This window comes from Streptomyces sp. NPDC048636 (assembly GCF_040650655.1).
Taxonomy (GTDB): domain Bacteria; phylum Actinomycetota; class Actinomycetes; order Streptomycetales; family Streptomycetaceae; genus Streptomyces.
The window spans coordinates 1,043,194-1,069,892 of sequence record NZ_JBEZHR010000001.1 but is presented as its reverse complement, the minus strand read 5'-3'; the positions used below and the strand labels follow the sequence as shown (position 1 = coordinate 1,069,892).

Below are 26,699 nucleotides of genomic sequence, written 5' to 3'. Positions count from 1 at the left end.
GGAGAACGTGGCCGATAGCCTGGCCGGGACATGACGACCAACCGACGCCGCGCCGCGACCATCCCCGACGTCGCCCGGGAGGCCGGGGTCTCCCGGTCCACCGCCTCCCGGGCGCTGGCCGACTACGGCTCGGTCAGCCCCGAGGCGCGCGAACGTGTCCGCGCCGCCGCCGAGAAGCTGGGCTACCGCGCCAACCAGCTCGCCCGCAGCATGATCACCGGCCGGACGCATACGCTCGGTGCGGTGATCGCGGACATCCAGAACCCGTTCTTCGCCGGGGTCACCCGCGGGATCACCGACGCCGCGCACGCCGCGGGCTACCAGGTGCTGCTGGCCAACACCGACGAGGACCTCGGCGCCGAGCGCGCCGCCGTGAAGACCCTCTGCGACAAGCATGTGGACGGCCTGGTCGTCGCCCCCGCCTCCACCACCGAGGTCGGTCATCTGGCCACGCTGGTCGAGGGGGTGTGCCCGGTGGTGCTCCTGGACCGGCGGGCGCCCTCACTTCCGACGGACGCGGTGACGGTGGACAACCAGGGCGCGAGCGAGGACGCCGTACGCAGACTGATCGCCGCGGGACACCGCCGGATCGCCCTGGTGACGCTGGCCGGCGGCGACGCCGACGGCAACGGAGAGGGGGGCGGGCGCGCGTTCCCCATCTCGACCGGTGTCGAGCGGGTCGCGGGCTACCGCGCGGCGCTGCGTGCGGCCGGGGTCGAGGACACCGACGCGTATCTGCGGGTGGGCACCTTCCACCGGCAGGACCCGGCCGCCCTCACCGAGGAGCTGCTCTCCCTGCCCGAACCGCCGACCGCCGTCTTCGCCACCGACAGCATGGTCGCGCTCGGGGTGCTCTCCGCGGTCGACGCCCATGGACTGCGCGTCCCGGACGATATCTCGGTGGTCGCCTTCGACGACGCGGACTGGGCCCGGGTGGTCCGGCCCCGGCTCAGCGTGGTCTCCCAACCGGTCCAGGAACTGGGGGCGGAGGCGGTACGGGCGCTGCTGGCCCGGATCGAGACGGGCGCCCGCCCACCGCGCCACATCACGCTGAACACGTCCTTCATCGCCCGCGACTCCATCGCCCCACCGCCCTAGGGGGCCGCCGCAGGAAGCGGGCCGGTACGACCGCACGAGGGGGCGGGCCCGGCGGGCCCGCCCCCTCGTGGTGCGCCGGTGACGCTCAGCCCTCGACGCCGAGCTTCTCCAGGATCAGCTCGCGGACGCGGGCCGCGTCCGCCTGGCCCCGGGTGGCCTTCATGACCGCGCCGACGAGCGCGCCCGCCGCCGCGACCTTGCCGCCGCGGATCTTGTCGGCGATGGCGGCGTTGGCGGCGATCGCCTCGTCGACGGCGGTGCCGAGCGCACCCTCGTCCGAGACCACCTTCAGACCGCGCTTCTCCACCACGGCGTCCGGGTCGCCCTCGCCCGCGAGCACGCCCTCGATGACCTGGCGCGCCAGCTTGTCGTTGAGCGAGCCCTCCTTGACCAGGGCGCACACCCGCGCGACCTGCTCAGGGGTGATCGGCAGGGCGGCGAGGTCGGTGCCCTCCTCGTTGGCCCGGCGGGCCAGCTCGCCCATCCACCACTTACGGGCCTGGTCGGCCGGGGCGCCCGCGTCGATCGTGGCGGTGATCAGGTCGATCGCGCCCGCGTTGAGCACGGACTGCATCTCGTGCTGCGAGATGCCCCACTCCTCGCGCAGCCGGGTGCGGTGCACCCGCGGCAGCTCCGGAAGCCCGGCCCGCAGCTCCTCGACCCACTCCCGGGAGGGGGCGACCGGCACCAGGTCCGGCTCGGGGAAGTAGCGGTAGTCCTCCGCCTCCTCCTTGACCCGGCCGGGGGTGGTGGAGCCGTCCTCCTCGTGGAAGTGGCGGGTCTCCTGGACGATCGTCCCGCCGTCGCCGAGTACCGCGGCATGGCGCTGGATCTCGAAGCGCGCCGCCCGCTCCACCGAGCGCAGCGAGTTGACGTTCTTCGTCTCGGAGCGGGTGCCGAACTTCTCGGTGCCGTGCGGGCGCAGCGAGAGGTTCACATCGCAGCGCATCTGGCCCATCTCCATGCGCGCCTCGGAGACCCCGAGCGCCTTGATGAGCTCGCGCAGCTCGGCGACGTACGCCTTGGCGACCTCCGGGGCCTTCTCCCCCGCGCCGACGATCGGCTTGGTGACGATCTCGATGAGCGGGATCCCGGCCCGGTTGTAGTCCAGGAGGGAGTGCGAGGCGCCGTGGATACGGCCGGTGGCACCGCCGACATGGGTGGACTTGCCGGTGTCCTCCTCCATATGGGCGCGCTCGATCTCGACGCGGAAGATCTCCCCCTCGACCTCGACGTCCAGATAGCCGTTGAAGGCGATCGGCTCGTCGTACTGCGAGGTCTGGAAGTTCTTCGGCATGTCCGGATAGAAGTAGTTCTTCCGGGCGAAGCGGCACCACTCGGCGATCTCGCAGTTCAGCGCGAGCCCGATCTTGATGGCGGACTCGACGCCGATCGCGTTGACGACCGGCAGCGAGCCGGGCATGCCGAGACAGGTGGGGCAGGTCTGCGCGTTGGGCTCGGCGCCCAGCGTGGTGGAACACCCGCAGAACATCTTGGTCTTGGTGCCGAGCTCGACATGCACCTCGAGCCCCATCACGGGGTCGTAGGCGGCCAGGGCGTCCTCGTACGACACCAGTTCAGTGACGGTCACGGAAACTAACCTCTCAGTCCGCGAGGACGTCGTCGTCGCCCATGCGCTTCAGCTCGCGGGCGAGCAGGGCGACGCCGGTGACGATGGCGGCGGCCGAGACCACCGCATCGGCCAGCTGGAGCTTGTCGTTCTCGAAGCGGGCCTTCTTGGCCTGCTTGAAGACGTTGACCGCGCCGAACAGCGTGGTCCCGATGGACAGGTAGGTACCGGGCTTCGACTTCTTGAAGCCCTTGGCCTTCTTCAGAGCGCTCACAGGGACGGTGCCTCCTCAAGCAGCGGGTGGCCCCACTTGGCGGTGAGCGCGGTCTCGACCGCGGCACCGACCTTGTAGAGCCGGTCGTCGGCCATGGCAGGGGCGATGATCTGTAGGCCCACCGGCAAACCGTCCTCGGGTGCGAGCCCGCAGGGCAGCGACATGGCCGCGTTGCCCGCGAGGTTCGCCGGGATGGTGCACAGGTCGGCCAGGTACATCGCCATCGGGTCGTCGGCGCGCTCGCCGATCGGGAAGGCGGTGGTCGGGGTGGTCGGCGAGATCAACACGTCGACCTGCTCGAACGCCTTCTCGAAATCCCGGGTGATCAGGGTGCGGACCTTCTGCGCGGAACCGTAGTACGCGTCGTAGTAGCCGGAGCTGAGCGCGTAGGTGCCGAGCATGATGCGGCGCTTGACCTCGGCGCCGAAGCCCTCCGCGCGGGTCAGCGCGGTGACCTCCTCCGCGGAGCGGGTGCCGTCGTCGCCCACCCGGAGCCCGTACCGCATGGCGTCGAAGCGGGCCAGGTTGGACGAGCACTCCGACGGGGCGATCAGGTAGTAGGCGGCCAGCGCCTTGTCGAAGGACGGACAGGAGATCTCCACGATCTCGGCGCCCAGCTCGCGCAGCAGCTCCACCGACTCGGTGAACCGCTGCATCACACCGGGCTGGTAGCCCTCGCCCGCGAACTCCTTGACCACGCCGATGCGCATGCCCCGCACACTGCCGTCGCGCGCGGCCTCGACGACGGGCGGGACGGGGGCGTCGATGGAGGTGGAGTCCATCGGGTCGTGTCCGGCGATCACCTCGTGCAGCAGCGCCGCGTCCAGCACGGTGCGGGCGCAGGGGCCGCCCTGGTCCAGGGAGGACGAGAACGCCACCATGCCGTACCGGGAGACCGCCCCGTAGGTGGGCTTCACGCCGACGGTGCCGGTGACGCTGGCGGGCTGGCGGATGGAACCGCCGGTGTCCGTGCCGATGGCCAGCGGGGCCTGGTAGGAGGCCAGCGAGGCGGAGGAGCCGCCGCCGGAGCCGCCGGGGATACGGGTGAGGTCCCACGGGTTGCCGGTGGGGCCGTACGCGCTGTTCTCGGTCGAGGACCCCATGGCGAACTCGTCCATGTTGGTCTTGCCGAGCACGATGACGCCCGCGTCCCGCAGCCGCTTGGTGACGGTGGCGTCGTACGGCGGGAGCCATCCCTCGAGGATCTTGGAACCGACGGTGGTCGGGATCCCCTGGGTGGTGAAGATGTCCTTCAGCGCGAGGGGGACACCGGCCAGCGGGCCCAGCTCCTCGCCGCGCTCGCGCTTCTCGTCGACCGCGCGGGCCTGCCGGAGCGCGCCCTCCCGGTCCACGTGCAGGAAGGCGTGCACCTTCTCGTCCACGGCCTCGATACGGGCCAGATGGGCTTCGGTGACCTCGACGGCGGTGAGCTCGCCGGAGGCGACCCTGGCGGCGATCTCCGCCGCGGTGAGCCTGGTCAGATCGGTCATGTCGGTCACTCCTCCCCCAGAATCTGCGGCACCTTGAAACGCTGCTGTTCCTGGGCCGGGGCGCAGGCCAGCGCCTCCTGCGGGGTCAGCGACGGGCGGACCTCGTCCGGGCGCATGACATTCGTCAGCGGCAGCGGATGAGAAGTCGGCGGTACGTCTTGGTCGGCGACCTCGGAGACGCGGGCGACCGCGCCGATGATGTCGTCCAGCTGTCCGGCGAAGTGGTCGAGCTCTTCGTCCTTCAGCTCCAGACGCGCCAGCCGGGCGAGGTGGGCGACCTCCTCGCGCGTGATGCCAGGCATGCAGAGATCCTCGGGGTGAGTGTGTAAGTTCCGGCCCCAATCCTATGGCGCCGCCCATGCCGGGCGCGAAACGCTTTCTCCCCACCTCGGGGGCGGCGCCCCCGGAAGCGGCCCGCTGCCGGGTTCCCACCCCGCACCACACCATGCCCCGGGTGTGGTCCCGCACGGGAGCCGACGGGTGGAATCGAGGCCATGACGCCGGGGGTTACGGGTGGGCCGGGGCGCCGTCAGGACGCCGGTCCGCACGCGACACCGGCGCGCACGCCCCGCCCCACACCCCGGGCGCCCCCTCCGGACGGCCCGGGGCCCGAGCCGGGCCGGAGTGCGGGCTCCCGGCGGAAGCGAGGGCGCGACGGCGCGGGTGACGGGCCAGGGCGCGGGGGCCACCGGGGCGCGGGGCACCCCGGGCCGGGGGTGTCCGCCCGGGCGACCGGCCGGCTAGGTGACCGGCTGGTCGGCGTCGGTGGCGGCCGGGGAGGGCTCGGCGTCCCGGTCCTCGCGGCTCCAGCCGCCCTCACCGCGGGCCCGCAGCCAGGCGGTGGTCTCCTCGGGCGGCATCGCGGCGGCCACCAGCCAGCCCTGGACCGCGTCGCACCCCAGGTCGCGCAGGCGCTCCCAGGTCTCGTCGTCCTCCACGCCCTCGGCCACGACCAGCAGGCCCAGCGAATGCGCGAGGTCGACCGTACAGCGGACGATCTCCGCGTCCTCGTTGTCCACGGCGAGCCGGGCGACGAAGGAGCGGTCGATCTTGAGCTCGCTGACCGGGAGCTTCCGCAGGTGCACCAGGGAGGAGTAGCCGGTGCCGAAGTCGTCGAGGGACATCCGGACACCGTGGCCGGTCAGCCCGGCCAGGGTGTCGGCGGCGCGCTGGGGGTCCTCCAGCAGCACATGCTCGGTTATCTCCAGTTGGAGGGCGCCGGCCGGGACGCCGTGCCGGGCCAGCCGCCCGGCCACCGCGCCCGCGAAGCCGGGGGTGTGGACGTCGCGCGGCGAGACATTGACGGCGACCGGCACCTCGAGGCCGTCCGCCCGCCAGCGGGCGACCTGGCCGAGGGCGGTCTCCAGGACGTATTCGGTGAGCCGCGGCATCAGCCCGGAGCTCTCGGCCATGGCGATGAACTCGTCCGGCGGCACCCGGCCGCGGTCCGGGTGGACCCAGCGGACCAGCGCCTCCAGCCCGGCGACATGGCCGTCGAAGCCGACCTTGGGCTGGTAGTGGAGCTCCACATCGCCCGCGTCCAGGGCGCGCCGCAGATCGCCCAGCAGTCCGAGCCGGTCGGGGGTGTTGCCGTCGCGGCGGGCCTCGTAGAGCTCGACACCGCTGCGGTCCCGCTTCGCCTGGTACATCGCGACATCGGCGCGGCGCAGCAGCCCCTCGGCGTCCAGCGCGTGGTCGGGGTAGACGGCGACTCCGGCGCTGGCCTCCAGCACCAGGGTGAGTCCGTCGAGGTCGAGCGGTGAGCCGAGGTCGCCGACGAGGACACGGGCGGAGCGCTGGGCGGCGGTGAGCGAGTCGGTGGTGGGCAGCAGCACGGCGAATTCATCGCCGCCGAGCCGGGCCACCTCCGCCCCGCGCGGCAGGGCCAGCCGCAGCCGCTCGGCGATCTGGAGCAGCAGCCGGTCGCCCGCCAAATGACCCAATGTGTCATTGACCGAACGGAACCGGTCCAGGTCGAGCAGGACCAGCGCGGTACGCGTCCCGGCCCGCTCGGCGTCGTCCAGGGCGGCCCAGGTGCGCTCCAGCAGCCACTGGCGGTTGGGCAGTCCGGTGAGCGGATCGCGCAACTGCTCCTCGGCGCGCACCCGGGCGATCCACAGGGTGGAGTCCAGGGCGACCAGCGGGACCGCGAACAGCGGGAGCAGCAGCGGGGTGTCCCCGGCGACGACCACGATCAGCGGGGCGATGCCGAGCAGCGCGATGCCGACGAGGGCGTGGCGGACGAGGGCGGTGCGGGCGGCGGTGGGCAGTCCGGCACCGGGCGGGGCGAGGGAGTACCAGAGCAGGGCGCGGGTGACGGCGAGATAGACGAAGGCGGTCAGGGCCGTCTGGGGGACCGCGGACATCTCCCAGGCGTCGGTGTGCCAGGGGTGTTCGACGGAGGGCGTGGTGCCGAACGCCGCGAGGGTGAGGGCCCCGGCGCCGACGCCGAGGATGTCGACCGCGCCGTGCAGTACGGCCTGCCGCCAGCGGTGCCGCCGGGCGGCGCCGACCAGCGTCACCACGGCGAGGCTGATGAGCACGGCCGGGATCCAGCCGTAGAGCAGCAGCGCGGCCAGGGTTAACGCGGCGCCGGAGCCGGTGCCGCCCCACCATCGGTCGCGGCCCAGGGCGACGAGATGGCCGACGATGACACCGGTGAGCACGGCGAACGACCAGCCCACAGTGCCGTCGGGAAAGAGTGCGTGGCCCGCGTCGAGCACCCGGAACACTCCGATGCCGAACGCGAAAGCGGCCATGGCGACCGCCGCGGCCGGCAGCGCGGGCAGGACTGCCCGGCGCAGCCGCGACGCCGGGGCGGCGCTTTCGGTCGGTTTCATACCCGTCCCTCTCACAGCCGGCGGTGCCAGCGCCACGGCAGGCGCACACCTCAACAGTAGGCGGCAGAAGGCGATGACGGACGGGGATCGGCAGCGGTTGCCCGAATGCCGCCCGACAATCGGTGACCTTCTGGTATGCGCTGTAAGGGTGATGCCCGCCGGCTGCGTGCGGGAAGTGCTCCCCGTCGTAATCCGGCCACCTTTGAACTGCTGTACCGACAAGATGGCCGGACCACTGCGCCGGTCGGGTGGACCGGGCTACTCCTCGGAGGTCTCCGGAGCCGCCAGAGCGACCTCCTTCGCGGCGTCGGGCCCCTGTTCGAGCAGAACGGCAAAACCGTCGTCGTTCAGAACGGGGACCTTCAACTGCATGGCCTTGTCATACTTCGACCCGGGATTGTCGCCGACAACGACGAAATCAGTCTTTTTCGAAACAGAGCCGGTGACCTTGGCGCCGCGGTCCTGAAGCGCCTCCTTGGCGCCGTCCCGGGTGTGCGAGGCCAGGGTGCCGGTGACCACGACGGTGAGCCCGGCCAGCGGCCGCGGACCCTCGTCCTCGCCCGCCTCCTCCTCCAGCCGCACCCCGGCCCGCCGCCACTTCTCCACGATCTCGCGGTGCCAGTCCACCGTGAACCACTGTTTGACCGAGGCCGCGATGATGCCGCCGACGCCCTCGACGGCCGCCAGCTCCTCCTCGCTCGCCTCGGCGATCCGGTCCAGCGAACGGAACTCGCGGGCCAGCGCGGTGGCCGCGACCGGTCCGACATGGCGGATCGAGAGACCGGTGATGATCCGGGCCAGCGGACGCTGCTTGGCCGCCTCGATATTGGCCAGCATGGCCAGCGCGTTCTTCTTCGGCTCGCCCTTCTGGTTGGCGAAGAAGGTGACCACCTTCTCCTCACCGGTCTTGGGGTCGCGCTTGGGCAGACCGCTGTCCGGATCCAGCACGTACGACCTGATGGGCAGAAGCTGTTCGATATCGAGGTCGAACAGATCCCCCTCGTCCTTCAGCGGTGGATCGGAGGGCTCCAGCGGCTGGGTGAGGGCGGCCGCGGCCACATAGCCCAGATTCTCGATGTCCAGGCACTTGCGGCCCGCGAGATAGAAGATGCGCTCCCTCAACTGCGCCGGGCAGGAACGGGCGTTGGGACAGCGCAGATCGACATCGCCCTCCTTGGCGGGCTGCAACGGGGTCCCGCACTCCGGGCATTCGGCGGGCATCACGAACTCCCGCTCGCCGCCGTCCCGCAGATCGACGACCGGGCCCAGGATCTCCGGAATGACATCGCCCGCCTTGCGCAGCACCACGGTGTCACCGATCAGCACGCCCTTGGCCTTGACCACGTCCTGGTTGTGCAGGGTGGCGAACTCGACCTCCGAGCCCGCCACCGTGACCGGCTCCACCACCGCGTACGGCGTCACCCGGCCGGTGCGGCCCACCCCGACCCGGATGTCGACCAGCTTGGTGTTGACCTCCTCGGGCGGGAACTTCCAGGCGATGGCCCAGCGCGGCGCCCGCGAGGTGGAACCCAGCCGCCCCTGCAAGGGGATCTCGTCCAGCTTGACCACCGCGCCGTCGATCTCATGCTCGACGGAGTGCCGGTGCTCGCTGTCCCCGTAGTGCGCGATGTACTCCCGCACCCCCTCCAGGGCGTCGACCACCCGGGAGTGGGCGGCGGTCGGCAGCCCCCACTCGTGCAGCAGCTCGTACGCCTGCGACAGCCGGTCGATGTCGAAGCCCTCACGGGCGCCGATGCCGTGGACGACCATGCGCAGCGGGCGGGAGGCGGTGACCTTCGGATCCTTCTGGCGCAGTGAACCGGCCGCCGCGTTCCGCGGGTTGGCGAACGGCGGCTTCCCGGCCTCCACCAGCCGGGCGTTGAGCTCGTCGAAGCGCTCGCGGGGGAAGAAGACCTCGCCGCGCACCTCCACCAGCTCCGGGACCCGGTCGCCCTTGAGGCGGTTGGGGATCTCGGCGATGGTGCGCACGTTGGGCGTGATGTCCTCGCCGGTGCGCCCGTCGCCCCGGGTCGCGGCGCGGGTCAGCCGCCCGCGCTCATAGGTGAGGTTGACCGCGAGACCGTCCACCTTGAGCTCGAGGAGATAGTGGTGCGGGATGTCCCCCAGCTCGCGGGCGACGCGGTCGGCCCACGCCGCCAACTCCTCGTCGTCGAAGGCGTTGTCCAGGCTGAGCATCCGCTCGCGGTGCGCGACCTCGGTGAACTCCGTCTCGTACGCCCCGGCGACCTTCTGGGTGGGCGAATCGGGTGTCCTGAGCTCGGGGTGCTTCTCCTCCAGGGCCTCCAGGCCGCGCAGCAGCCGGTCGAACTCCCCGTCCGAGATGACCGGGGCGTCCTTGACGTAGTACCGGAAGCGGTGCTCCTCGACCTGCTCAGCGAGCTTGGCGTGCTGATCCCGTGCCTCGGCGGGCACTGTCGACTGCTCTTCGCCGGCCACCGTGTCGTCCTCCCGTTACTCAGGGTTGTCCGCGAGCGATCTCGCCGCCCGGACGCAGTGGGCCAGCGCGGCACGGGCATACGCGGGCGAAGCACCCGCGAGACCGCACGACGGAGTGATCACCACGGACTCCGCGAGAGTCCCCGGTGACAGCCCCAGCCTGCGCCACAGCGTCCTGACACCCCCGACGCTACCGGCAGGGTCGGACAATGGACCCTCAACGCCGGGGACGGCACCGACGAAGAGCGCCGTACCGCCCTCGACGGCCTCACCGATCGCCTCCTCCTCACTCTCCGTGAGGAGCGAGAAGTCGAAGGAGACCCCCGCGACCCCTGCCCGCCGCAGCAGCCGGAACGGCACGGACGGGGCGCAGGAGTGGACCACCACGGGTCCGTCCGCCACCGCCACCAGATCGCGCAGCGCACCCTCGACCACCGACCGGTCCACGGCCCCGTGGGTGCGGTAGCCACTGGCCGTACGGACGCTCCCGGCCAGCACCGAGGTCAGCGACGGCTCGTCGAGCTGGAGCACCACCTCGGCGCCCGGCACCCGGCGGCGCACCTCCGCGAGATGGACGCGCAGCCCCTCGGCGAGCGAGGCCGTCAGATCCCGGCAGGCGCCCGGGTCACTCAGCGCGGCCTCCCCGCCGCGCAGTTCCAGGGCGGCGGCCAGGGTCCACGGCCCGACGGCCGACACCTTCAGCGCCCCCCGGTGGCCCTGGGTGTACTCCTCCAGGGCGTCGAGGTCCTCGCCCAGCCAGGACCGCGCCCGCCGGGTGTCCCGGCCGGGCCGGTCGCTGATCCGCCAGCCGCTGGGCTCGACATGGGCGTACAGCTCGACGAGCATCCCGATGGTCCGCCCGATCATGTCCGCGCCTGGCCCCCGCGCGGGAAGTTCGGCCAGATACGGCAGGGCCTCCAGGGATCCGGTGACGGTCTTCGCGGCCTCCCGCGCGTCGCCGCCCGGCATCGACCCGACGCCGGTCGCGGCCCCCGCGCCCCAGCTGTGGTGGTTGCTGCTCTTCTCGCTCACCCGGGAAGCCTAAGCGCTCCGCGGGAAGCCCAAGCGCTCCGCGGGAAGTGCCGGGAGGTGCCGTCATGCGTCCGCGGCCGCGCCGTGGCCGGTCGCGCCCGCGCGGCGGAGCCGCAGAATGCCGCCGCCCGCGCGGGCTCCCCGGCGGACGGCGGCGCGGAGGTGCGGGGTCAGCCGCGCGGGCGCACCGACAGGTCGGTGATCTCCGCGTCCCGTGGCAGGTCGAGCGCGGTCAGCACAGTGGTGGCCACGGTCTCCGGCGCCATCCAGCGGTCCGGGTCGTACTCCTTGCCCTCCTGCTGGTGCACCTTCACCTGCATCGGGGTCGCGGTGCGCCCGGGGTAGACGGTGGTCACCCGTACCCCGTTGCCGCTCTCCTCCCAGCGCAGCGCGTCCGCCAGCGCCTTGAGACCGTGCTTGCTCGCGGCGTACGCGCCCCACTGGGCGTTGGCGCGCAGCCCCGCACCGGAGTTGAGGAACACCACATGCCCCTGGGCCAGCCGGAGCTGTGGCAGCAGCAGCCGGGTCAGCTCGGCGGGCGAGACGAGGTTGGCGGCGAGCTGGCGGTTCCACGCCTTGGGGGTCAGCTCACCGACCTCCCCCAGGTCGACGACGCCCGCGATATGCAGCAGCGAGTCCAGCCGGTCCGGCAGCGTCTGGTGGCTCAGCGCCCAGGACAGCTTCTCCGGGTCGGCGAGGTCCCCGACGACCGTGCGCGCCCCGGGGAACCGCCGCTCCAGCTCCTTCGCCCGTCCGGCGTCCCGCGCCAGCAGCCACAGTTCATCGCCGCGCTCGGCCAGTCGCTCGGCCACCGCCGTGCCGATGCCCGAACCCGCCCCAGTGATCAGATGCGTTCCCATGCCCCCAGCTTGCCTCACCGCGTGCGGGCGCACGTCCTGGCTTGGCGCAATCCCATGCACCCGCGGCGGGCGGCCTTCCCGCCGGGCGCTCCCGTCCTGTAACGGCTCCGCTGACGGCCGTCGACCCCGGGAGGGCCCTCAGACGGACTCCAGATACGCCATCGCGGCCACCCCGTCGTCCGCGAAGAAGACCAGCTCCTCCAGGGGCCGGGGCAGGAAGCCCTCGTCCTCCATCCGCTGGAACTGCCGACGCAGTCCGTCGTAGAACCCGGCCGTGTTGAGCAGCACCACCGGCTTGATGTGCAGACCGTGCTTCTTCAACTCCAGGATCTCGGTGGCCTCGTCGAGTGTTCCGGTGCCCCCGACCATGACCACGACCGCGTCGGCGCGGGCCAGCAACTGGGCCTTGCGCTCGGCGAGATCCTTGGTGATCACCATCTCGTCGGCGTTCCGCCGGGCCTTCTCCGCCAGGAACTCCACCGAGACCCCGACCAGCCGTCCACCGTGCTCCTGCACCCCCTCCGCCATGACCTTCATCAGCCCGGTGTCCGACCCGCCCCAGACGAGGGTGTGCCCGGCCTTGCCGATCAGCTCGGCGAACTCACGGGCGGGGGTGGTGTAGCGGGCGTCGAGATCGGCGGCGGAGCAGAAGACGCAGATATTCATGGCGCCACTGTACGAACGCCGCGGCGGGCCGTGGCCGTTGCTCATGGCGGCCGGTGTCACAGGCGTCGGCTACGGCTGGGGATGGGGCTGCGAGCGGAAGTGCAGTCCGCGGCCGGCGCCGCGGGCGGGACGGTGGCCACTGCCCATCCGCAGCTGGACGCCGTGGACGACTTCGACCACGCCGAGGGCGAGCAGCCACACCCCGGCCGTCACGGCGAGCGCCCCGATGGAGCCGAAGGGCAGGACGATCAGCAGCACCCCGGCCAGGGCGCTGATCAGGCCGAGGGCGATCTGCCAGCCGCGGGCGGGCAGCCCCTCGGCGGAGATGGCCGTGGCGGTCAGCATGACGCCGCGGAGCAGCCAGCCGAAGCCGATCCACAGCGCGAGCAGCAGGATCGACTGCGCGGGCCCCCGGAAGCAGAGCAGTCCGAGGAGCACCGAGAGGGAGCCGCTGACGAAGCCCAGCACGCGCAGTTGCCTGGGCACATGTGAACCGAACGCCCCGACCAGCTGGAAGATGCCGCTGACCAGCAGATACGTACCGAAGAGCGCGCCGACCACCACCAGCGTGGCCGCCGGCCACGCCAGGACGACGATGCCCAGCACGATGGCCACCAGACCGGCGACGACCAGGACCTGCCAGGCGGCGTCGGACAGGGCGCCCATGAGACCGGCGTAAGGACCGTCGGCGCCGCCGGGACGGTCGTCGCGCCGGTCGTCGCGCCGGTCGTCGGCGCCACGGGGGGTATCGGAGGAGAAACTCACGGTCGTCCACCTCCTGGGGGTCCTCGGGAAGGAGGATCGCGGTAGACCGGACGCAACCATCGTCACCCCGCGCCCGCGGCTTCGCCCGGTGAACCGCTTGGGCGTCCCCGCCGGGCCGCCGCTACGGCCGCGGCACGGCCGCGCGCATCCGCTCGGTGGTGGCGATGGTGGCCGAGCCGACGACCCGGGTGCCGTCGTAGAGCACGATGGCCTGGCCGGGGGCGACACCACGGACCGGCTCGGTGAAGGTCACCCGCAGCTCGGCGCCGTCGACCAGCTCCGCGGTGACCTCGGTCTCGCCGCCGTGGGCGCGCAGCTGGGCGGTGTAGTCGCCGGGGCCGCTGGGCGGCGCCCCGCACCAGCGGGGCTTGATGGCGGTGAGGGCGGCGACGTCCAGCGACTCGGCGGGGCCCACGGTGACCGTGTTGTTCACCGGGGAGATGTCCAGGACGTAGCGCGGCTTGCCGTCGGGCGCCGGGTGGCCGATGCGCAGCCCCTTGCGCTGGCCGATGGTGAAGCCGTACGCGCCCTCGTGGCCGCCCAGCCTGCGCCCCTCCTCGTCGACGATATCGCCCTCGGCGGTGCCCAGGTGGCGTGCCAGGAAGCCCTGGGTGTCACCGTCGGCGATGAAGCAGATGTCGTGGCTGTCGGGCTTCTTGGCGACCGCGAGCCCCCGCCGCTCGGCTTCCGCGCGGATCTCGTCCTTGGTGGTCAGCGTGTCACCGAGGGGGAACATGGCGTGAGCGAGCTGGCGCTCGTCCAGCACCCCGAGCACGTAGGACTGATCCTTTGCCATATCGCTGGCGCGGTGCAGCTCGCGGGAGCCGTCCTCGCGGCGCACGACGGTGGCGTAGTGGCCGGTGCACACGGCGTCGAAGCCGAGCGCGAGCGCCTTGTCCAGCAGCGCGGCGAACTTGATCTTCTCGTTGCAGCGGAGACAGGGGTTGGGCGTGCGGCCCGCCTCGTACTCGGCGATGAAGTCCTCGACCACGTCCTCGCGGAACCGCTCGGCGAGGTCCCAGACGTAGAACGGGATGCCGATCACATCGGCCGCGCGCCGGGCGTCGCGCGAATCCTCGATGGTGCAGCAGCCGCGGGCGCCGGTGCGGAAGGACTGCGGGTTGGCGGAGAGCGCGAGGTGGACGCCGGTCACATCGTGGCCCGCCTCGGCCGCGCGCGCCGCCGCGACCGCGGAGTCCACACCGCCGGACATGGCGGCGAGGACACGCAGGCGACGGCCGTCGCGGGGACCTGTGGGCGCACCGGGGAAGTCAGTCATAACCCCTCCAGGGTAGGCCCTGCCCGGGTGTGGCCTCCGCGCGGAGCGGCCCCCGCCGCTGCGGCGCCCGGTGGTGATCCGCGCGCCCCGGAACCGGGCCGCGGCCTCCGCGCGTTGAGCGGACCGTGAGCGAGAGCACAGGCGGGACCCCCACCGGCGACGGGCGCCGCCGGATCAGCAGACGCGCCGTGCTGCTCGGCGGTACGGCCGCCGGGCTGACCGCGGCCGCGGTCGCCGGATACGCGGCGCGGGAGGATCTGGAGCGGCTGTGGTGGCGGCTGCCCGGGGTGGACCAGGAGCGCGAGGCGGGGGCGGTCGACCATCCGGGGGCGGAGTGGGTCGCGGCCTCGGGGGCGAACTGGCGGCGGGCGGACCGGCCGTACGACTACACGGTGGACCGGGTGGTGATCCATGTGGTGCAGGGCAGTTTCGCGGACGCCCTCCAGGTCTTCCGCGATCCCGGGCACCGCGCCGCGGCGCACTATGTGGTGCGCGGCGACGGCCATGTCGCGCAGACGGTCCGCGAGATGGACGTGGCGTTCCACGCGGGCGACCGCCCGTACAACGAGCGCAGTATCGGCATCGAGCACGAGGGGTTCGTCAGCCGGGCGAGCTCGTTCACGGACGCGATGTACCGCTCCTCGGCCCGGCTGACCGCCGCTATATGCGAGCGCTACGGGATACCGAGGGACCGCGAGCACATCGTGGGCCATGTGGAGGTGCCGGGCACCGATCACACCGACCCGGGCACCTGGTGGGACTGGGACCGCTATCTGCGGCTGGTGCGGGCGGTGCGGACGACCACCTGACGCCGGGGGGTTCCGGCGTGCCCCGCCCGCGGGGCAGGAGCGGGCTAGGCCGTGTCGTTCTGGATCTTTCGCGGGTCCGCGAAGATCCAAACGACACGACCTAGCTCAGCCCCGCGCCGCGGGCCCGCTCCACCGCCGGGCCGATCGCCTCCGCCACCGCGTCCACATCGGCCTTGGTCGAGGTGTGGCCGAAGGAGAAACGCAGGGTGCCGCGGGCGAGGTCGGCGTCGGTCCCGGTGGCCAGCACCACATGGCTGGGCTGGGCGATCCCGGCCGTACAGGCGGAGCCCGTCGAGCATGCGATGCCCTGCGCGTCCAGCAGCAGGAGCAGCGAATCGCCCTCGCAGCCGGGGAAGGAGAAGTGCGCGTTGGCCGGGAGGCGGCCCTCGGGGTCGGGGTCACCGCCGAGCACCGCGTCGGGCACGGCGGTGCGGACGGCGTCGACCAGGGCGTCACGCAGGGCGCCGATCTCCCGCGCGAACTCCTCGCGGTGCGCCGCGGCATGGGCACCGGCGACCGCGAACGAGGCGATGGCCGGGGTGTCCAGGGTGCCGGAGCGCACCTGGCGCTCCTGGCCGCCGCCGTGCAGCACCGGCACGGGGCTGTGCTCACGGCCGAGCAGCAGTGCGCCGATACCGTACGGACCGCCTATCTTGTGGCCACTGACGGTCATCGCGGCCAGCCCCGAGGCGGCGAAGTCCACCTCCAGCTGGCCGAACGCCTGGACCGCGTCGGCGTGCAGCGGGACGTCGAACTCGGCGGCCGCCTCGGCGAGTTCCCGGACCGGCTGGACGGTGCCGATCTCGTTGTTGGCCCACATGACGGTGGCGAGGGCGACGCTCGCGGGGTCGCGGGCGATGGCCTCGCGCAGCGCGTCGGGGTGCACCCGCCCCAGGGAGTCCACCGGCAGCCACTCGACCCGCGCGCCCTCGTGCGCGGCGAGCCAGTCGACGGCGTCGAGGACGGCATGGTGCTCGACGGGGCTGGCGAGCAGCCGGGTGCGGGCCGGGTCCACGTCCCGGCGGGACCAGTAGAGCCCCTTGACCGCGAGGTTGTCGGCCTCGGTCCCGCCCGAGGTGAAGACCACCTCGCTCGGGCGGGCGCCCAGCGAGGCGGCGAGGGATTCCCGGGACTCCTCGACGGTACGGCGGGCCCGCCGTCCGGCGGCGTGCAGCGAGGAGGCGTTGCCCGTGACGGCGAGCTGGGCGGTCAGCGCCCGCACCGCCTCGGCGAGCATCGGGGTGGTGGCGGCGTGGTCGAGGTAAACCATGGTGGGCTCGATTCTACGAGCCGTGGTGGGGGCGCGTGCCGGGCGCGTAGGCGTAGATCCCGTGCGCCTCCCCCGCGACACCTCTCGACATGACCTGACCTCTCGACATTGACCTGACCTCTCGACATGACCTGTAAGGAGCGTCTAGCCTTTTACTCATGACAGAAAACTGGAACCTGGACCGTACGTACCGCAGCGCCTCCGGTGAGGTGCGCTGGACCGCCCTCGGCGCACCGGACGCGCCCCCGGTCGTCCTCCTGCACGGCACCCCGTTCTCGTCGTACGTCTGGCGGGGCGCCGCCCGCGCGCTCGCCGGACGCCATCGCGTCTTCGTCTGGGACATGCCGGGCTACGGCGCGTCCGCGACCCACGAGGGCCAGGACGTGTCCCTCGCCGCCCAGGGCCGGGTCTTCGGTGAGCTGCTCGACCACTGGGGGCTGACCGCGCCCGGGGCCGAACCGGCCGTCGTCGCCCATGACTTCGGCGGCTGTGTCGCGCTGCGCACCCATCTGCTGCACGGCGCGCGCTACCGCCGGCTCGCCCTGGTCAACGCCCTCGCCCTCGCCCCCTGGGGCTCCCCCACCTACCGGCTGATCCATGCGCACCACCAGGTCTTCGAGCTGCTGCCGCCCGAACTGCACCGGGGAATGGCGCGTGAGTACATCCGGTCGGGAAGCGCGACGGGACTCCATCCGGCGGTGCTGGAGCGGATCGTCGACGCCTGGTGCGGCGAGGCGGGACAGCCCGCCTTCTACCGCCAGATCGCCCAGAACGACCAGCGGTTCACCGACGAGATCGAGCACCGCTACGGCGAGCTGGACCTGCCCGTCCTGGTCTGCTGGGGCAGCGATGACGCCTGGATACCGGTCGAGCGGGCGCATGAGCTGGCCGCCCGTATCCCCGGCGCGCAGCTGCGGCTGATCGAGGGGGCGGGCCATCTGGTGCAGGAGGACGCCCCGGCCGAGCTGGCCGCCACACTGCTCGGCTTCCTGGAAACGACCTGACGCGGGAGCCGAGGCGGGAGCACCCCGACGGCGGACCGGGAGCGCCCCGGGAGCGGGAAGAAGACTCGCGGAAAACCTGACGGCGGATGTCAACTTAACGCGGAAAGCTTCCTCCCGTTCCCGACGCAGTCCGTCCCGACCAACCGAGAGGGTCCTCATGGACACCGCACAGCCCCTGCCCGACCCGCGCCCCTTCTACGAGCGCGCCGCCGACCAGATGGCCGCACTGATCGATCTGACGAGCAAGGACACGCTGGACGAACCTACGCCCTGTACCGAGTACGACGTGCGGGGCCTGGTGTCCCATGTCATCGGCGGTACCCGGCTGTTCGTGGCGGTGGGCGAGACCGGCGGCGCGCCGGGCGTCCGCGACGAGGACCCCGAGGTCCCCGACGACGGGCTCGCCGAGGCGTACGCGGCGGAGCGCCGCAGGCTGGCGGCGGCCTGGGCGGACGACGCGAAGCTGGACACGGTGGTCACCGTGCCATGGGGCACGATGCCCGGCCGGTACGCGCTCAGCGGTTCGGTGATGGAGACGGTGATGCACTCCTGGGACCTGTCCCGGGCCCTCGGCCATCCGATCCCGCTCGACCAGGAACTGGCGGCGTTCGCCCTGGGCACCGCCCGGCAGGCGCTTCCGGCGGAGGGCCGCGAGGGGCTGCCCTTCGGCGCGGTGGTGCCGGTCGGTCCGGCCGAGAACGACACCTACGCCCAGCTGGCGGGCTGGCTCGGCCGCACCCCGTAAGGCCGTTCAAGACTCATTCAGGAGCCGCTCAAGACCCGCTCAGCGCCCGCCCGGTCCGTCGCCTCAGCCCGGCATCCGCAGCAGCTTCGCCGCGAGCAGCGCGATATGGCGGCGCCAGGCGGTGAGCACCTCGGCCCGCCGCTCCTCGCCCGCCTCCCCGAGGCCGGTCTGGGTGAGGATCAGCCGGGCGCCGTGGCCGGTGCCCTGGGTCAGCTCCCAGCGCACCCGGCCCGCCGGGCGGCCGTCCAGCTCCCAGTCGTAGGAGAGCACCCGGGGCGCCTCGACCTCGGCCACCGGCCCGGCCGGTACGGCGTCCACCCGGAATCCGAAGGGCACCGGACCGCCGACGACGGGCGCCTCGGCGCCGGTCCCGGCGGGGCCGGGCCTTCCGGTCAGCGCCTGCCACGCCGTCTCGGCGGGGCGGACGAGCTGACGCTCGAAGCGCAGCCGCATACCGCCGCCCTCGACGGTCTCGACCGCGCCCTCGGCGAGACCGAACGCCTCGACGTACTTCTCGTGCAGCTCGGCCATATCGCCATGGGCGGTCTCGGCGCCGTCCAGCAGCGCCGACAGCCCGGTCAGACAGGCGTGCCAGCCGGAGGCGAAACTGGCCGCGCCGAACCGGTCGCCGAAGGTGTGGGTGAGGGTCAGCACACAGCCGTCCCCGTCGGGACGGAGCTCCCAGCGGAGCTGGTCGTCGCCCCAGGTGAAGGCGAAGACCCGGGGCGGATCCAGCTCGGTGACCGCACCGTCCATATCCGGACCCTCACGGCCGGGGAAGACGAAGCCCATCTTTCCGCCGACCCTCAGCTCCACCCGGACCTCGGAGGGGAACCAGCGGGCCAGCTGGGCGGGCTCGGTCAGGGCCCGCCACACCTTCTCCGGGGGATGGGCGATCCGCCGCTCCAGCCGCAGGGCGGAGCGGCCGCCGCCGTCCTGGCTGAGTGTGTCCTTCATGGCTCTTCTCCCTCGGGGGCGTCTTGGGGGGCCGGGGCATCGGGGACGTCGGGGACGCGGACGGGGTCGGCATCGGCGCCGGGGGTACCGGCGCCGTCGGACAGGGTGTCGAGGTGCCGCTCGAGCGCGTCCAGCCGGTCGGTCCACAGCCGCCGGTACGGCGCCAGCCAGGCGTCGACCTCGGCCAGCGGCTCGGGACACAGCTCGTACCACCGGCGCTGGGCATCCACGCGGACCCGCACCAGACCGGCCTCGCGCAGCACCCTCAGATGCTTGGAGGTGCCCGGCTGGGTCAGCCCCAGCTCCTCGGTCAGCTCACCGACCAGCCGGGGCCGCTCCAGGAGCAGATCCAGGATTTGCCGTCGGCTCGGTTCCGCGAGCACGTCGAACGGTATGGCCATACCTCGAACATACCTTGAGGGCTATATAACCGCAACGGAATACAACGCCGCGCGGATCAGACTTCCTCGGCCGCCGTGCTGCGCCGGTTCCAGGCGCGCGGCGCCCGCCAGCCGAACCGCATGGCCAGCAGCCGGACGAGGAACGCCGTGGCGGCGGCGAGCGCGCTGGTGGCCCCGGTCAGCGCGTCGAAGTGGATGAGCAGCGCCGCGATGGACGCGCCCACGATGGCCGGGACGGCGTAGAGGTCGCGGTCCCAGCGCAGCAGGGAGGGCTGCTCATGGGCGAGCACATCGCGCAGCACTCCGCCGCCGACCGCGGTGGCCATGCCGAGGGTGACCGAGGAGGTGAGCCCGAGCCCGTGGTCATGCGCCTTCATGGTGCCCATCACGCAGAACAGCCCGAGCCCGGCGGCGTCGAAAACACCCACCGCGGCCGTGATCCGCTCGACCTCGGGATGGAGGAAGAAGACGATCAGGGTGGCGAGGAGCGGGGTGAAGAAGTAGCCGAGGTCGGTGAAGGCGATGGGCGGTACCGCGCCGATCACCAGGTCCCGGAACACCCCGCCGCCCAGCGCCGTGGCCTCCGCGAGCACCGCCATGCCGAAGACATCGAAGTTCTTCCGTACGCCCAGCAGGGCGCCGGATATCGCGAAGACGAAGATTCCGACCAGCTCGAACACATGCTGGACGGAGGGGGTGAACAGTTCGATGAGCACGCGACATTCTTACCTGCCGGTCCGACCGGCGGTCGCGCCCGAAGCCGTCACCCCCGCCCCGTCTCAGCTGTCGGTCTTCTTCGTCACCTTCTGTGCCGTTTCGGCCGCGGCCTTCTCCTGGGGCGCCTGATCGGAAGCGTTTTCCGGGTGGTGGCAGGCCACCTGGTGCCCGGTCTCCAGCGCCACCAGCGGCGGCTCCTGCCGCTTGCACACCTCGGTCGCCTTCCAGCAGCGGGTGTGGAAGCGGCAGCCCGACGGCGGGGAGATGGGCGAGGGCACATCGCCCTTGAGCAGGATCCGCTCCCGCTTGGCCCGCCGCTTGGGGTCGGGCACCGGCACCGCGGAGAGCAGCGCCTTGGTGTACGGGTGCATCGGCTTCTCATAGAGCGCCTTGCGGTCCGCCAGCTCGACGATCTTCCCCAGGTACATCACCGCGATCCGGTCCGAGACATGCCGGATCACCGACAGGTCATGGGCGATGATCACGTAGGTGAGCCCCAGTTCGTCCTGGAGGTCGTCCAGCAGGTTGACCACCTGCGCCTGGATGGAGACGTCCAGCGCGGAGACCGGCTCGTCGGCCACGACCAGCTTGGGCTTGAGGGCGAGCGCCCGGGCGATGCCGATGCGCTGCCGCTGACCGCCGGAGAACTCGTGCGGATAGCGGTTGTAGTGCTCGGGGTTGAGCCCGACCAGCTCCAGCAGCCGCTGTACCTCCGCCTTGGTCCCGCCCTCCGGGTTGACGCCCTGGAGCCGGAAGGGAGCGCCGACGATCGCGCCCACCGTGTGCCGGGGGTTCAGCGAGGAGTACGGGTCCTGGAAGATCATCTGGACGTCGCGGCGCATCGGGCGCATCGCGGCGGTGCCCAGGTGGGTGATGTCCCGGCCCTCGAACTCGATCTTCCCGGAGGTGGGTTCCAGCAGCCGGGTGACCAGCCGTCCCATGGTGGACTTGCCGCAGCCGGACTCGCCCACCACGCCCAGGGTCTCCCCCGGCCGTACGTCGAAGTCGAGTCCGTCGACCGCCTGCACCGCACCGCTCTGCCGTTGCAGCAGCCCCTTCTTGAGGGGGAAGTGCTTGACCAGGTTCGACACCTTGAGCAGGGGCTCGGGCGTCGCGGTCGCCTGCTCCGGGTCGGTCATCTTCGGATCCTTCGTGTCCGTCACAGCTTCGGCGCAATCTCTTCGGTCCAGATCCGCGTACGGTCCTCCTGCGCCATATGGCAGGCGCTGAAATGCCCGTCGTCCCCGGTCACCTGCGCCAGCTCCGGCCGCTCGGTGCGGGTGATCCCGTCCCGGGGCACATCGGCGTACGGGCAGCGCGGGTTGAAGGCACAGCCGGAGGGCACGTTGATCAGGCTGGGCGGGGATCCCTTGACCGGGATCAGCCGTTCGGTCTGGTCCCGGTCGATCCGGGGCATCGACCCCAGCAGCCCCCAGGTGTACGGATGCTGGGGCTCGTAGAAGACCTTCTCGGCCGGACCGCGCTCGACACAGCGGCCGCCGTACATCACCAGCAGCTCATCGGCGAGTTCGGCGACGACGCCCAGGTCATGGGTGATGATGATGACCGCGGAGCCGAACTCCTTCTGGAGGTCCCGGATCAGATCCAGGATCTGCGCCTGGACGGTGACGTCCAGGGCGGTGGTCGGCTCGTCCGCGATCAGCAGCTCGGGGTTGTTGACCAGCGACATCGCGATCATCGCGCGCTGGCGCATCCCGCCGGAGAACTCATGCGGATAGCTGTCCGCCCGCTTGTCCGGCTGCGGGATGCCCACCCGGTCCAGCAGTTCGACCGCGCGCTTGCGGGCCACCTGCTTGGTGACGTCGTGGTGGACCCGGTACGCCTCCACGATCTGCTTGCCGATCGTGTAGTACGGGTGCAGCGCGGACAGCGGATCCTGGAAGATCATCGACATCTCGCGGCCGCGCAGCTTGCGCACCTCGTCCGGGTCGGCGCCCAGCAGCTCCTGGCCGTTGAGCCATATCTCGCCGGATATCCGCGCCTTGCGGCGGCCGTACTGCCCCGCGGTGTGCAGCCCCATGATGCCGAGCGAGGTGACGGACTTGCCGGAGCCGGACTCGCCGACGATCCCGAGCGTCTTCCCCTTCTCCAGCCGGAAGCTGAGCCCGTCCACGGACTTGACCAGACCGTCGTCGGTGGGGAAGTGGACCCGCAGATCGCGCACTTCCAGGAAGGCGGTGGGCGGCGGCGAACCGGCCGCGGCCACCTCACCGACGGCGGCCTCGGGGGCCGCCACCGCGCCGGACTCCGGCGTCCCGGATTTGTTCAAGTCGGTCATCCGAGCCTCACTCGTGGGTCGATGACGGCGTACAGAAGGTCCACGACGAGGTTGGCGAGCACGATGCACAGCGCGGCGATCAGGGTCACCCCGAGGATCACCGGGAGGTCCTTGTCGCTGATCGCGTTCACCGCGAGCCGGCCGAGGCCGGGCAGGTTGTAGGTGGTCTCGGTGAGGACCGCGCCGCCGAGCAGCGCGCCGAGGTCCAGGCCGAGCAGGGTGAGGATCGGCGTCCAGGTGGAACGCATCGCATGCCGCCCGATGACCACCCGTTCCCGCAGCCCCTTGGCCCGGGCGGTACGGATGTAGTCCTCGCCCATGATCTCCAGCATGGTGGCCCGGGTGAGCCGGGCGTACATCGCCGCGTAGAGGAACGCGAGGGTGATCCAGGGCAGGATCAGACTCTCGAACCACATCCCGGGGTTGTCGCCGAGCCCCTTGTAGTCCACGTCCACCCACTTCAGCTGATAACTGAAGATGGCCAGCGAGAGCAGACCGGTGAAGTAGATCGGCAGCGAGACACCGGCCAGGGCGACGGTCATCGCCGAGCGGTCCCACAGGGTGCCCCGGCGCAGCGCGGAGACCACACCGGTGGCCACCCCGCCGACGACCCACAGCAGACAGGCGCCCGCGGCGAGCGAGAGGGTGACCGGCATGGCGTCGGTCAGCTGCGGCCACACCGCCTGCTCGGTCCGGAAGGAGTAGCCGAAGCAGGGCGCGGGGCAGTGGGTGACGTCCGCGCCGTTGGCGTAGTCGCGGCCGACGAACAGCCCCTGGACGAAGTGCCAGAACTGCACCAGCAGCGGATCGCCGAGCTCCAGCTTCTTCCTGATGCCCTCGATCGCTTCCGGGTCGGCCTGTTTGCCGACGAAGAGAAGCGCCGGGTCGGATCCGGCCCACTTGGGGATCACGAAGAAGATGGCGAAGGTCGTCAGGGTGACGACCAGCAGCATCATGACGACGGCGAACAAGCGCCGGATGACGTAAGCAAGCACTGTGCGCGGCCCGGTGGCGGTCCGGTCACCCCTTCGTGGGGGCTCCCGGACCGCCACACGCGGCCATCACCTGCCCTTCGGGCCTATCGGGTGCGGCGACGGTGGGGTGGAGGGTCGCTGACGGACCGTCACTTGACCCCGAGGGAGACGTAGTCGTAACGGCCGTTGTACGCCGCCGACGTGTAGGCGTTGGTCAGACGCGAGCTGCGCCAGGTGATGTTCTTCTCGTAGAGGAACGGCAGCTGCACGGCGAGGTCCGCGACCTTGTGGTTCATCTGCTTGTAGATCTCGCCGGCCTGGGCCGGGTCGGTCTCCTTGAGCGCCTCGTCGAAGTACTTGTTGATCTCCGGGTTGTCGGTCTCGGAGACGTTGTAGTTACCCGTCTGCTCGATGAACCGGCCGTCGATCAGCGGCTGCGAGAAGCCCTGGCCGGTCGGGAAGTCCGGACCCCAGCCGGTCATGGACAGACCGTAGTTGCGCTTCTTCATCACCGACGGGGAGCCGGTGATGCTGGCGGACGACGCGCCCTCGATCGGCTCGACCTCGAGCTTGATGCCGACCTTGCTCAGCGACTCCTGGAGCGCCTCGGCGGCCTCGACCTCACCCGGCTGGTCGTTGCGGGCCACGATGTTGGCGCTGAAACCGCCGGGCTTGCCGCACTGCTTCAGCTCGTCCTTGGCCTTGGCCGCGTCCGGCCTGCCACCGCGCTTGAGCACGCCGTAGGGGTCGTAGTTGTCCGAGCCCTTGACGCTCTTGGGGAGCATATTGGTGGCGAGCTCGCCACCGGCCTGCGGCCCGCCGCGGCTGGTCTGGAGCGACTTGTAGTCCGTGCCGTACATGACCGCCTTGCGGCAGTGGATGTTGTCGAACGGCTTGATCTTGGTGGCCATGTCGACGTAGCGGATGAAGCTGGTCTCTATGTTGTCGACGTTGCCCTTGTGCTGCTTGAGCGCGGTGGTGCGACCGGACTGGGTCATACCGGTGGCGCTCAGGAAGACGTCGTAGTCCCCCTTGATCAGCAGCTTGTCGATCGCCTCGAGGTTGGAGTTGAAGGTGACCGTGACCTTGTCCGGCAGCGCGGCGCGGATCGGGTCGGTCTTCTTGTCCCACTTGGGGTTGCGGACCAGGGCGGCGCTCTTGCCCGGCGAGTACGAGGTGAACTTGTACGGGCCGGAGGAGAAGGGCCGGTTGGTGTACTTGGCGCCGGTGTCCTTGGACGCCTTCACCGGGGAGCCGGTCGGCATCGCGAGCATCTGCTCGAAGTCACCGTTGGGCTTGGCGAGGTTGAAGACGACGGTCTTGTCGTCGGGCGTCTCGATCGCCTTCAGACCCAGCTTGTCCTTGGACTTGTCCTTGTACGGACCGGGGTACTCACCCTTGGGGTCGAGCACCTGACGCAGATAGCTGGGGCCGCCGGAGACGACGTCCTTGGCCCAGATGCGCTCGATGCCGTACTTGACGTCCTTGGAGGTGATGGCCGAGCCGTCCTCCCAGGAGACACCGTCCCGCAGGGTGTACGTGTAGGTCTTGCCACCGTTGGAGATCTTGGCCTTGGAGGTGGCCAGGTCCGGCACCAGCTCATTGGCGGCGTTGCCCGGCTTGGGCGCGTACGAGATCAGTTGGCGCGCGTAGAAGCGGGAGAAGTCCCAGGCGAAGCCGTAGTACTGACGCTGCGGGTCGAGGGAGTCGAAGTCCTGCTTGTTGATGAACTTCAGGGTGCCGCCCTTTTTGGCCGACTTGTTCGCAACGCCCTTCATCGCGGCGTTGAAACCGGCCCCCGAGCCACTCTCGTCATCGGATCCGCCGCCACAGGCCGCTGTGGCCAGGAGGGCGCAGACGACAGCCGTCGCACCGGCGATCCGCCTGTTTCTCGACGAACGTAGGGGTTTCATAGTTGCTGCAACCTCCGGAATAGCGGTCCTTGGCATGGCGCCGGGGAGAGATCGGGTAGCCGCCTGACAGATGAGGCAGGGGGACATACGTCGGGATGTGCCCGGACCGGAGCCGGGTGTGTCGCCGTCATCGGGTGCCCTTCGGGTCGAGGGCGTCGCGGACGCCGTCGCCGAAGAGGTTGAAGGCCAGCACCGTGATGAAGATCGCCGCACCGGGGATGATCATGAACATCGGATCGTCCTCGTAGGTGCCCACGGCCTTGGAGAGCATCTGCCCCCAGGACGCGGTCGGCGGCTTGACGCCCGCCCCGAGGAAGCTGAGGGCCGCCTCGGTGAGGATATTGGTGGGGATCATCAACGTCGTGTAGACGGTGATCGGCGCCACCAGGTTGGGCAGCAGTTCACGGAAGAGGATGTAGCGCCGGCCGGCGCCCAGGCTGCGTGCGGCCTCGACGTACTCCTTCTCGCGCAGCGAGAGGGTCTGGCCGCGCACGATCCGGCCGACGTACGGCCAGCCGAAGAAGCCGATCACCGAGACCAGGATGGTGATGCGCACCCCGCTGCCGGTCAGCCCCAGCAGGTCGTTCGGCAGCACCGACACCAGCGAGATGATGAAGAGCAGCTGCGGGAAGGCCAGCAGCATGTCCATCACCCGGCTGATCACCGTGTCCACCCAGCCACCGAAATATCCGGCGATGATGCCGAACACGGTGCCCATGACCACGGCGACGACCGCCGCGAGGAAGGCCACCAGCAGGGAGATCCGGGCTCCGTAGACCACCCGGCTGAACACATCGCGGCCGTTGGAGGGCTCGACGCCGAAGAGGAAGTCGGGGCTCATACCGCCCCAGGCGCCCTTGGGGGTGCCGAACAGCGGGTCGATCTCATCCTGGTGGAACTCGTTCGGCGGGTGGCCGAGCAGAGAGACGATCAGCGGCGCGAAAACGGCCACCAGCACCAGCAGGATGACAACGGCCCCACCGGCCAGCGCCAGCTTGTCCCGCTTCAAGCGCATCCAGGCGATCTGCCGCAGCGATCTGCCCTCGACCGATGTCTTGACTACATCAGCCGCTACATCGGCAGTCGCGACCGGCTCCGCCTCCGCGCTCGTGCCGTGCAATGGTGCCGTCATCGTGGTGGGGACCCCTTCTCGACCGGTGGTGACCGGCCCACGACTCGCCGCTGTGGCGGCTTCGTTCACAACCTGGAGAAAGTCAGGCTCGTGGTTCGGAACCTTTCCTGAAGGGGCTCTTGGCGCAGAACCGCACCCCTTGGAGCG

The 26,699-nt window shown here is 71.2% G+C and carries 24 protein-coding genes; 4 read left to right on the top strand and 20 right to left on the bottom strand.

All coding sequences use genetic code 11. From position 1 onward, the window contains the following. The first annotated feature begins 30 nt into the window (after positions 1 to 30). Positions 31 to 1,098: a LacI family DNA-binding transcriptional regulator gene (locus tag AB0C66_RS04900; protein ID WP_362432845.1), complete on the top strand. Its 1,068-nt coding sequence runs from the start codon at positions 31 to 33 to the stop codon at positions 1,096 to 1,098. An 85-nt stretch (positions 1,099 to 1,183) separates the two neighbouring features. On the opposite strand, the gene gatB is transcribed toward AB0C66_RS04900, so the two are convergent. The 11 genes from gatB to mnmA form a co-directional block, all read right to left on the bottom strand. Further along, the gene (gatB, locus tag AB0C66_RS04895) at positions 1,184 to 2,689 is read right to left on the bottom strand and encodes an Asp-tRNA(Asn)/Glu-tRNA(Gln) amidotransferase subunit GatB (RefSeq protein ID WP_362432842.1); all 1,506 of its coding nucleotides are present in this window, start codon (positions 2,687 to 2,689) and stop codon (positions 1,184 to 1,186) included. Positions 2,690 to 2,702: 13 nt separating this feature from the next. Beyond that, positions 2,703 to 2,942, bottom strand: a complete 240-nt coding sequence (locus AB0C66_RS04890) for a hypothetical protein (protein ID WP_362432840.1) — start codon at positions 2,940 to 2,942, stop codon at positions 2,703 to 2,705. Then, entirely contained in the window at positions 2,939 to 4,432 is a 1,494-nt protein-coding gene (gatA, locus tag AB0C66_RS04885) for an Asp-tRNA(Asn)/Glu-tRNA(Gln) amidotransferase subunit GatA (protein ID WP_362432838.1), read from the bottom strand. The genes AB0C66_RS04890 and gatA overlap by 4 nt, the downstream gene beginning before the upstream one ends. 5 nt (positions 4,433 to 4,437) lie before the next feature. Further along, complete coding sequence (gatC, locus tag AB0C66_RS04880; RefSeq protein WP_176180497.1) at positions 4,438 to 4,734, bottom strand: Asp-tRNA(Asn)/Glu-tRNA(Gln) amidotransferase subunit GatC; 297 nt, start codon at positions 4,732 to 4,734, stop codon at positions 4,438 to 4,440. Between the two features lie 438 nt (positions 4,735 to 5,172). After that, complete coding sequence (locus tag AB0C66_RS04875) at positions 5,173 to 7,272, bottom strand: bifunctional diguanylate cyclase/phosphodiesterase (protein WP_362432834.1); 2,100 nt, start codon at positions 7,270 to 7,272, stop codon at positions 5,173 to 5,175. Between the two features lie 258 nt (positions 7,273 to 7,530). After that, positions 7,531 to 9,729, bottom strand: coding sequence for an NAD-dependent DNA ligase LigA (ligA, locus tag AB0C66_RS04870; protein ID WP_362432831.1), 2,199 nt, complete (start codon positions 9,727 to 9,729; stop codon positions 7,531 to 7,533). A 15-nt stretch (positions 9,730 to 9,744) separates the two neighbouring features. After that, positions 9,745 to 10,761 carry a methionine synthase gene (locus tag AB0C66_RS04865; protein WP_362432829.1) on the bottom strand — a complete coding sequence of 339 codons (1,017 nt, stop codon included), beginning with the start codon at positions 10,759 to 10,761 and terminating at the stop codon, positions 9,745 to 9,747. A 170-nt stretch (positions 10,762 to 10,931) separates the two neighbouring features. Continuing rightward, positions 10,932 to 11,621 carry an SDR family oxidoreductase gene (locus AB0C66_RS04860; RefSeq protein WP_362432826.1) on the bottom strand — a complete coding sequence of 230 codons (690 nt, stop codon included), beginning with the start codon at positions 11,619 to 11,621 and terminating at the stop codon, positions 10,932 to 10,934. 138 nt (positions 11,622 to 11,759) lie between these two features. Next, positions 11,760 to 12,287, bottom strand: a complete 528-nt coding sequence (locus AB0C66_RS04855) for a TIGR00730 family Rossman fold protein (protein ID WP_362432824.1) — start codon at positions 12,285 to 12,287, stop codon at positions 11,760 to 11,762. 69 nt (positions 12,288 to 12,356) lie between these two features. Next, positions 12,357 to 13,052, bottom strand: a complete 696-nt coding sequence (locus tag AB0C66_RS04850; RefSeq protein WP_362432822.1) for an HdeD family acid-resistance protein — start codon at positions 13,050 to 13,052, stop codon at positions 12,357 to 12,359. Between the two features lie 121 nt (positions 13,053 to 13,173). Then, entirely contained in the window at positions 13,174 to 14,331 is a 1,158-nt protein-coding gene (gene mnmA / locus AB0C66_RS04845; protein ID WP_362432820.1) for a tRNA 2-thiouridine(34) synthase MnmA, read from the bottom strand. Positions 14,332 to 14,456: 125 nt separating this feature from the next. Here mnmA and AB0C66_RS04840 point away from each other — a divergent pair, with 125 nt between their 5' ends. Then, positions 14,457 to 15,140 (top strand): N-acetylmuramoyl-L-alanine amidase, encoded by a 684-nt coding sequence (locus tag AB0C66_RS04840; RefSeq protein ID WP_362432818.1) that lies wholly within the window; start codon positions 14,457 to 14,459, stop codon positions 15,138 to 15,140. 100 nt (positions 15,141 to 15,240) lie between these two features. On the opposite strand, the gene AB0C66_RS04835 is transcribed toward AB0C66_RS04840, so the two are convergent. Further along, on the bottom strand, positions 15,241 to 16,410 hold the full coding sequence (locus AB0C66_RS04835) for a cysteine desulfurase family protein (protein ID WP_362432815.1): 1,170 nt from the start codon (positions 16,408 to 16,410) through the stop codon (positions 15,241 to 15,243). Positions 16,411 to 16,568: 158 nt separating this feature from the next. Here AB0C66_RS04835 and AB0C66_RS04830 point away from each other — a divergent pair, with 158 nt between their 5' ends. Further along, the gene (locus tag AB0C66_RS04830) at positions 16,569 to 17,414 is read left to right on the top strand and encodes an alpha/beta hydrolase (RefSeq protein ID WP_362432813.1); all 846 of its coding nucleotides are present in this window, start codon (positions 16,569 to 16,571) and stop codon (positions 17,412 to 17,414) included. 157 nt (positions 17,415 to 17,571) lie between these two features. Then, positions 17,572 to 18,159 (top strand): TIGR03086 family metal-binding protein, encoded by a 588-nt coding sequence (locus AB0C66_RS04825; RefSeq protein WP_362432811.1) that lies wholly within the window; start codon positions 17,572 to 17,574, stop codon positions 18,157 to 18,159. Positions 18,160 to 18,222: 63 nt separating this feature from the next. Here the strand turns inward: AB0C66_RS04825 and AB0C66_RS04820 are convergent, their stop codons facing one another. The 8 genes from AB0C66_RS04820 to AB0C66_RS04785 all read right to left on the bottom strand — a co-directional run bounded on the left by AB0C66_RS04820 (position 18,223) and on the right by AB0C66_RS04785 (position 26,552). After that, positions 18,223 to 19,116: an SRPBCC family protein gene (locus AB0C66_RS04820; protein WP_362432809.1), complete on the bottom strand. Its 894-nt coding sequence runs from the start codon at positions 19,114 to 19,116 to the stop codon at positions 18,223 to 18,225. Beyond that, positions 19,113 to 19,517: a metalloregulator ArsR/SmtB family transcription factor gene (locus AB0C66_RS04815; protein WP_362432807.1), complete on the bottom strand. Its 405-nt coding sequence runs from the start codon at positions 19,515 to 19,517 to the stop codon at positions 19,113 to 19,115. The genes AB0C66_RS04820 and AB0C66_RS04815 overlap by 4 nt, the downstream gene beginning before the upstream one ends. Positions 19,518 to 19,573: 56 nt before the next feature. Further along, the gene (locus AB0C66_RS04810) at positions 19,574 to 20,233 is read right to left on the bottom strand and encodes a trimeric intracellular cation channel family protein (protein WP_362432804.1); all 660 of its coding nucleotides are present in this window, start codon (positions 20,231 to 20,233) and stop codon (positions 19,574 to 19,576) included. 63 nt (positions 20,234 to 20,296) lie between these two features. Next, positions 20,297 to 21,373: a dipeptide ABC transporter ATP-binding protein gene (locus tag AB0C66_RS04805; RefSeq protein WP_362432802.1), complete on the bottom strand. Its 1,077-nt coding sequence runs from the start codon at positions 21,371 to 21,373 to the stop codon at positions 20,297 to 20,299. A gap of 20 nt (positions 21,374 to 21,393) precedes the next feature. Next, complete coding sequence (locus tag AB0C66_RS04800; RefSeq protein WP_362432799.1) at positions 21,394 to 22,533, bottom strand: ABC transporter ATP-binding protein; 1,140 nt, start codon at positions 22,531 to 22,533, stop codon at positions 21,394 to 21,396. Then, positions 22,530 to 23,528 (bottom strand): ABC transporter permease, encoded by a 999-nt coding sequence (locus AB0C66_RS04795; RefSeq protein WP_362432797.1) that lies wholly within the window; start codon positions 23,526 to 23,528, stop codon positions 22,530 to 22,532. The genes AB0C66_RS04800 and AB0C66_RS04795 overlap by 4 nt, the downstream gene beginning before the upstream one ends. A gap of 128 nt (positions 23,529 to 23,656) precedes the next feature. Continuing rightward, a complete protein-coding gene (locus tag AB0C66_RS04790; RefSeq protein WP_362432795.1) occupies positions 23,657 to 25,420 on the bottom strand; it encodes an ABC transporter substrate-binding protein in 1,764 nt (587 codons plus the stop codon). 127 nt (positions 25,421 to 25,547) lie between these two features. Further along, complete coding sequence (locus tag AB0C66_RS04785) at positions 25,548 to 26,552, bottom strand: ABC transporter permease (RefSeq protein WP_362432793.1); 1,005 nt, start codon at positions 26,550 to 26,552, stop codon at positions 25,548 to 25,550. Positions 26,553 to 26,699 lie beyond the last annotated feature (147 nt).

Excerpts from the sequence above, each read along its gene's own strand:
- AB0C66_RS04900 (WP_362432845.1), top strand. The coding sequence starts at position 31 with ATGACGACCAACCGACGCCGCGCCGCGACCATCCCCGACGTCGCCCGG.
- gatA (WP_362432838.1), bottom strand. The coding sequence starts at position 4,432 with ATGACCGATCTGACCAGGCTCACCGCGGCGGAGATCGCCGCCAGGGTC.
- gatC (WP_176180497.1), bottom strand. The coding sequence starts at position 4,734 with ATGCCTGGCATCACGCGCGAGGAGGTCGCCCACCTCGCCCGGCTGGCG.
- AB0C66_RS04875 (WP_362432834.1), bottom strand. The coding sequence starts at position 7,272 with ATGAAACCGACCGAAAGCGCCGCCCCGGCGTCGCGGCTGCGCCGGGCA.
- AB0C66_RS04860 (WP_362432826.1), bottom strand. The coding sequence starts at position 11,621 with ATGGGAACGCATCTGATCACTGGGGCGGGTTCGGGCATCGGCACGGCG.
- AB0C66_RS04855 (WP_362432824.1), bottom strand. The coding sequence starts at position 12,287 with ATGAATATCTGCGTCTTCTGCTCCGCCGCCGATCTCGACGCCCGCTAC.
- mnmA (WP_362432820.1), bottom strand. The coding sequence starts at position 14,331 with ATGACTGACTTCCCCGGTGCGCCCACAGGTCCCCGCGACGGCCGTCGC.
- AB0C66_RS04835 (WP_362432815.1), bottom strand. The coding sequence starts at position 16,410 with ATGGTTTACCTCGACCACGCCGCCACCACCCCGATGCTCGCCGAGGCG.
- AB0C66_RS04830 (WP_362432813.1), top strand. The coding sequence starts at position 16,569 with ATGACAGAAAACTGGAACCTGGACCGTACGTACCGCAGCGCCTCCGGT.
- AB0C66_RS04825 (WP_362432811.1), top strand. The coding sequence starts at position 17,572 with ATGGACACCGCACAGCCCCTGCCCGACCCGCGCCCCTTCTACGAGCGC.
- AB0C66_RS04820 (WP_362432809.1), bottom strand. The coding sequence starts at position 19,116 with ATGAAGGACACACTCAGCCAGGACGGCGGCGGCCGCTCCGCCCTGCGG.
- AB0C66_RS04815 (WP_362432807.1), bottom strand. The coding sequence starts at position 19,517 with ATGGCCATACCGTTCGACGTGCTCGCGGAACCGAGCCGACGGCAAATC.
- AB0C66_RS04805 (WP_362432802.1), bottom strand. The coding sequence starts at position 21,373 with ATGACCGACCCGGAGCAGGCGACCGCGACGCCCGAGCCCCTGCTCAAG.
- AB0C66_RS04800 (WP_362432799.1), bottom strand. The coding sequence starts at position 22,533 with ATGACCGACTTGAACAAATCCGGGACGCCGGAGTCCGGCGCGGTGGCG.
- AB0C66_RS04790 (WP_362432795.1), bottom strand. The coding sequence starts at position 25,420 with ATGAAACCCCTACGTTCGTCGAGAAACAGGCGGATCGCCGGTGCGACG.
- AB0C66_RS04785 (WP_362432793.1), bottom strand. The coding sequence starts at position 26,552 with ATGACGGCACCATTGCACGGCACGAGCGCGGAGGCGGAGCCGGTCGCG.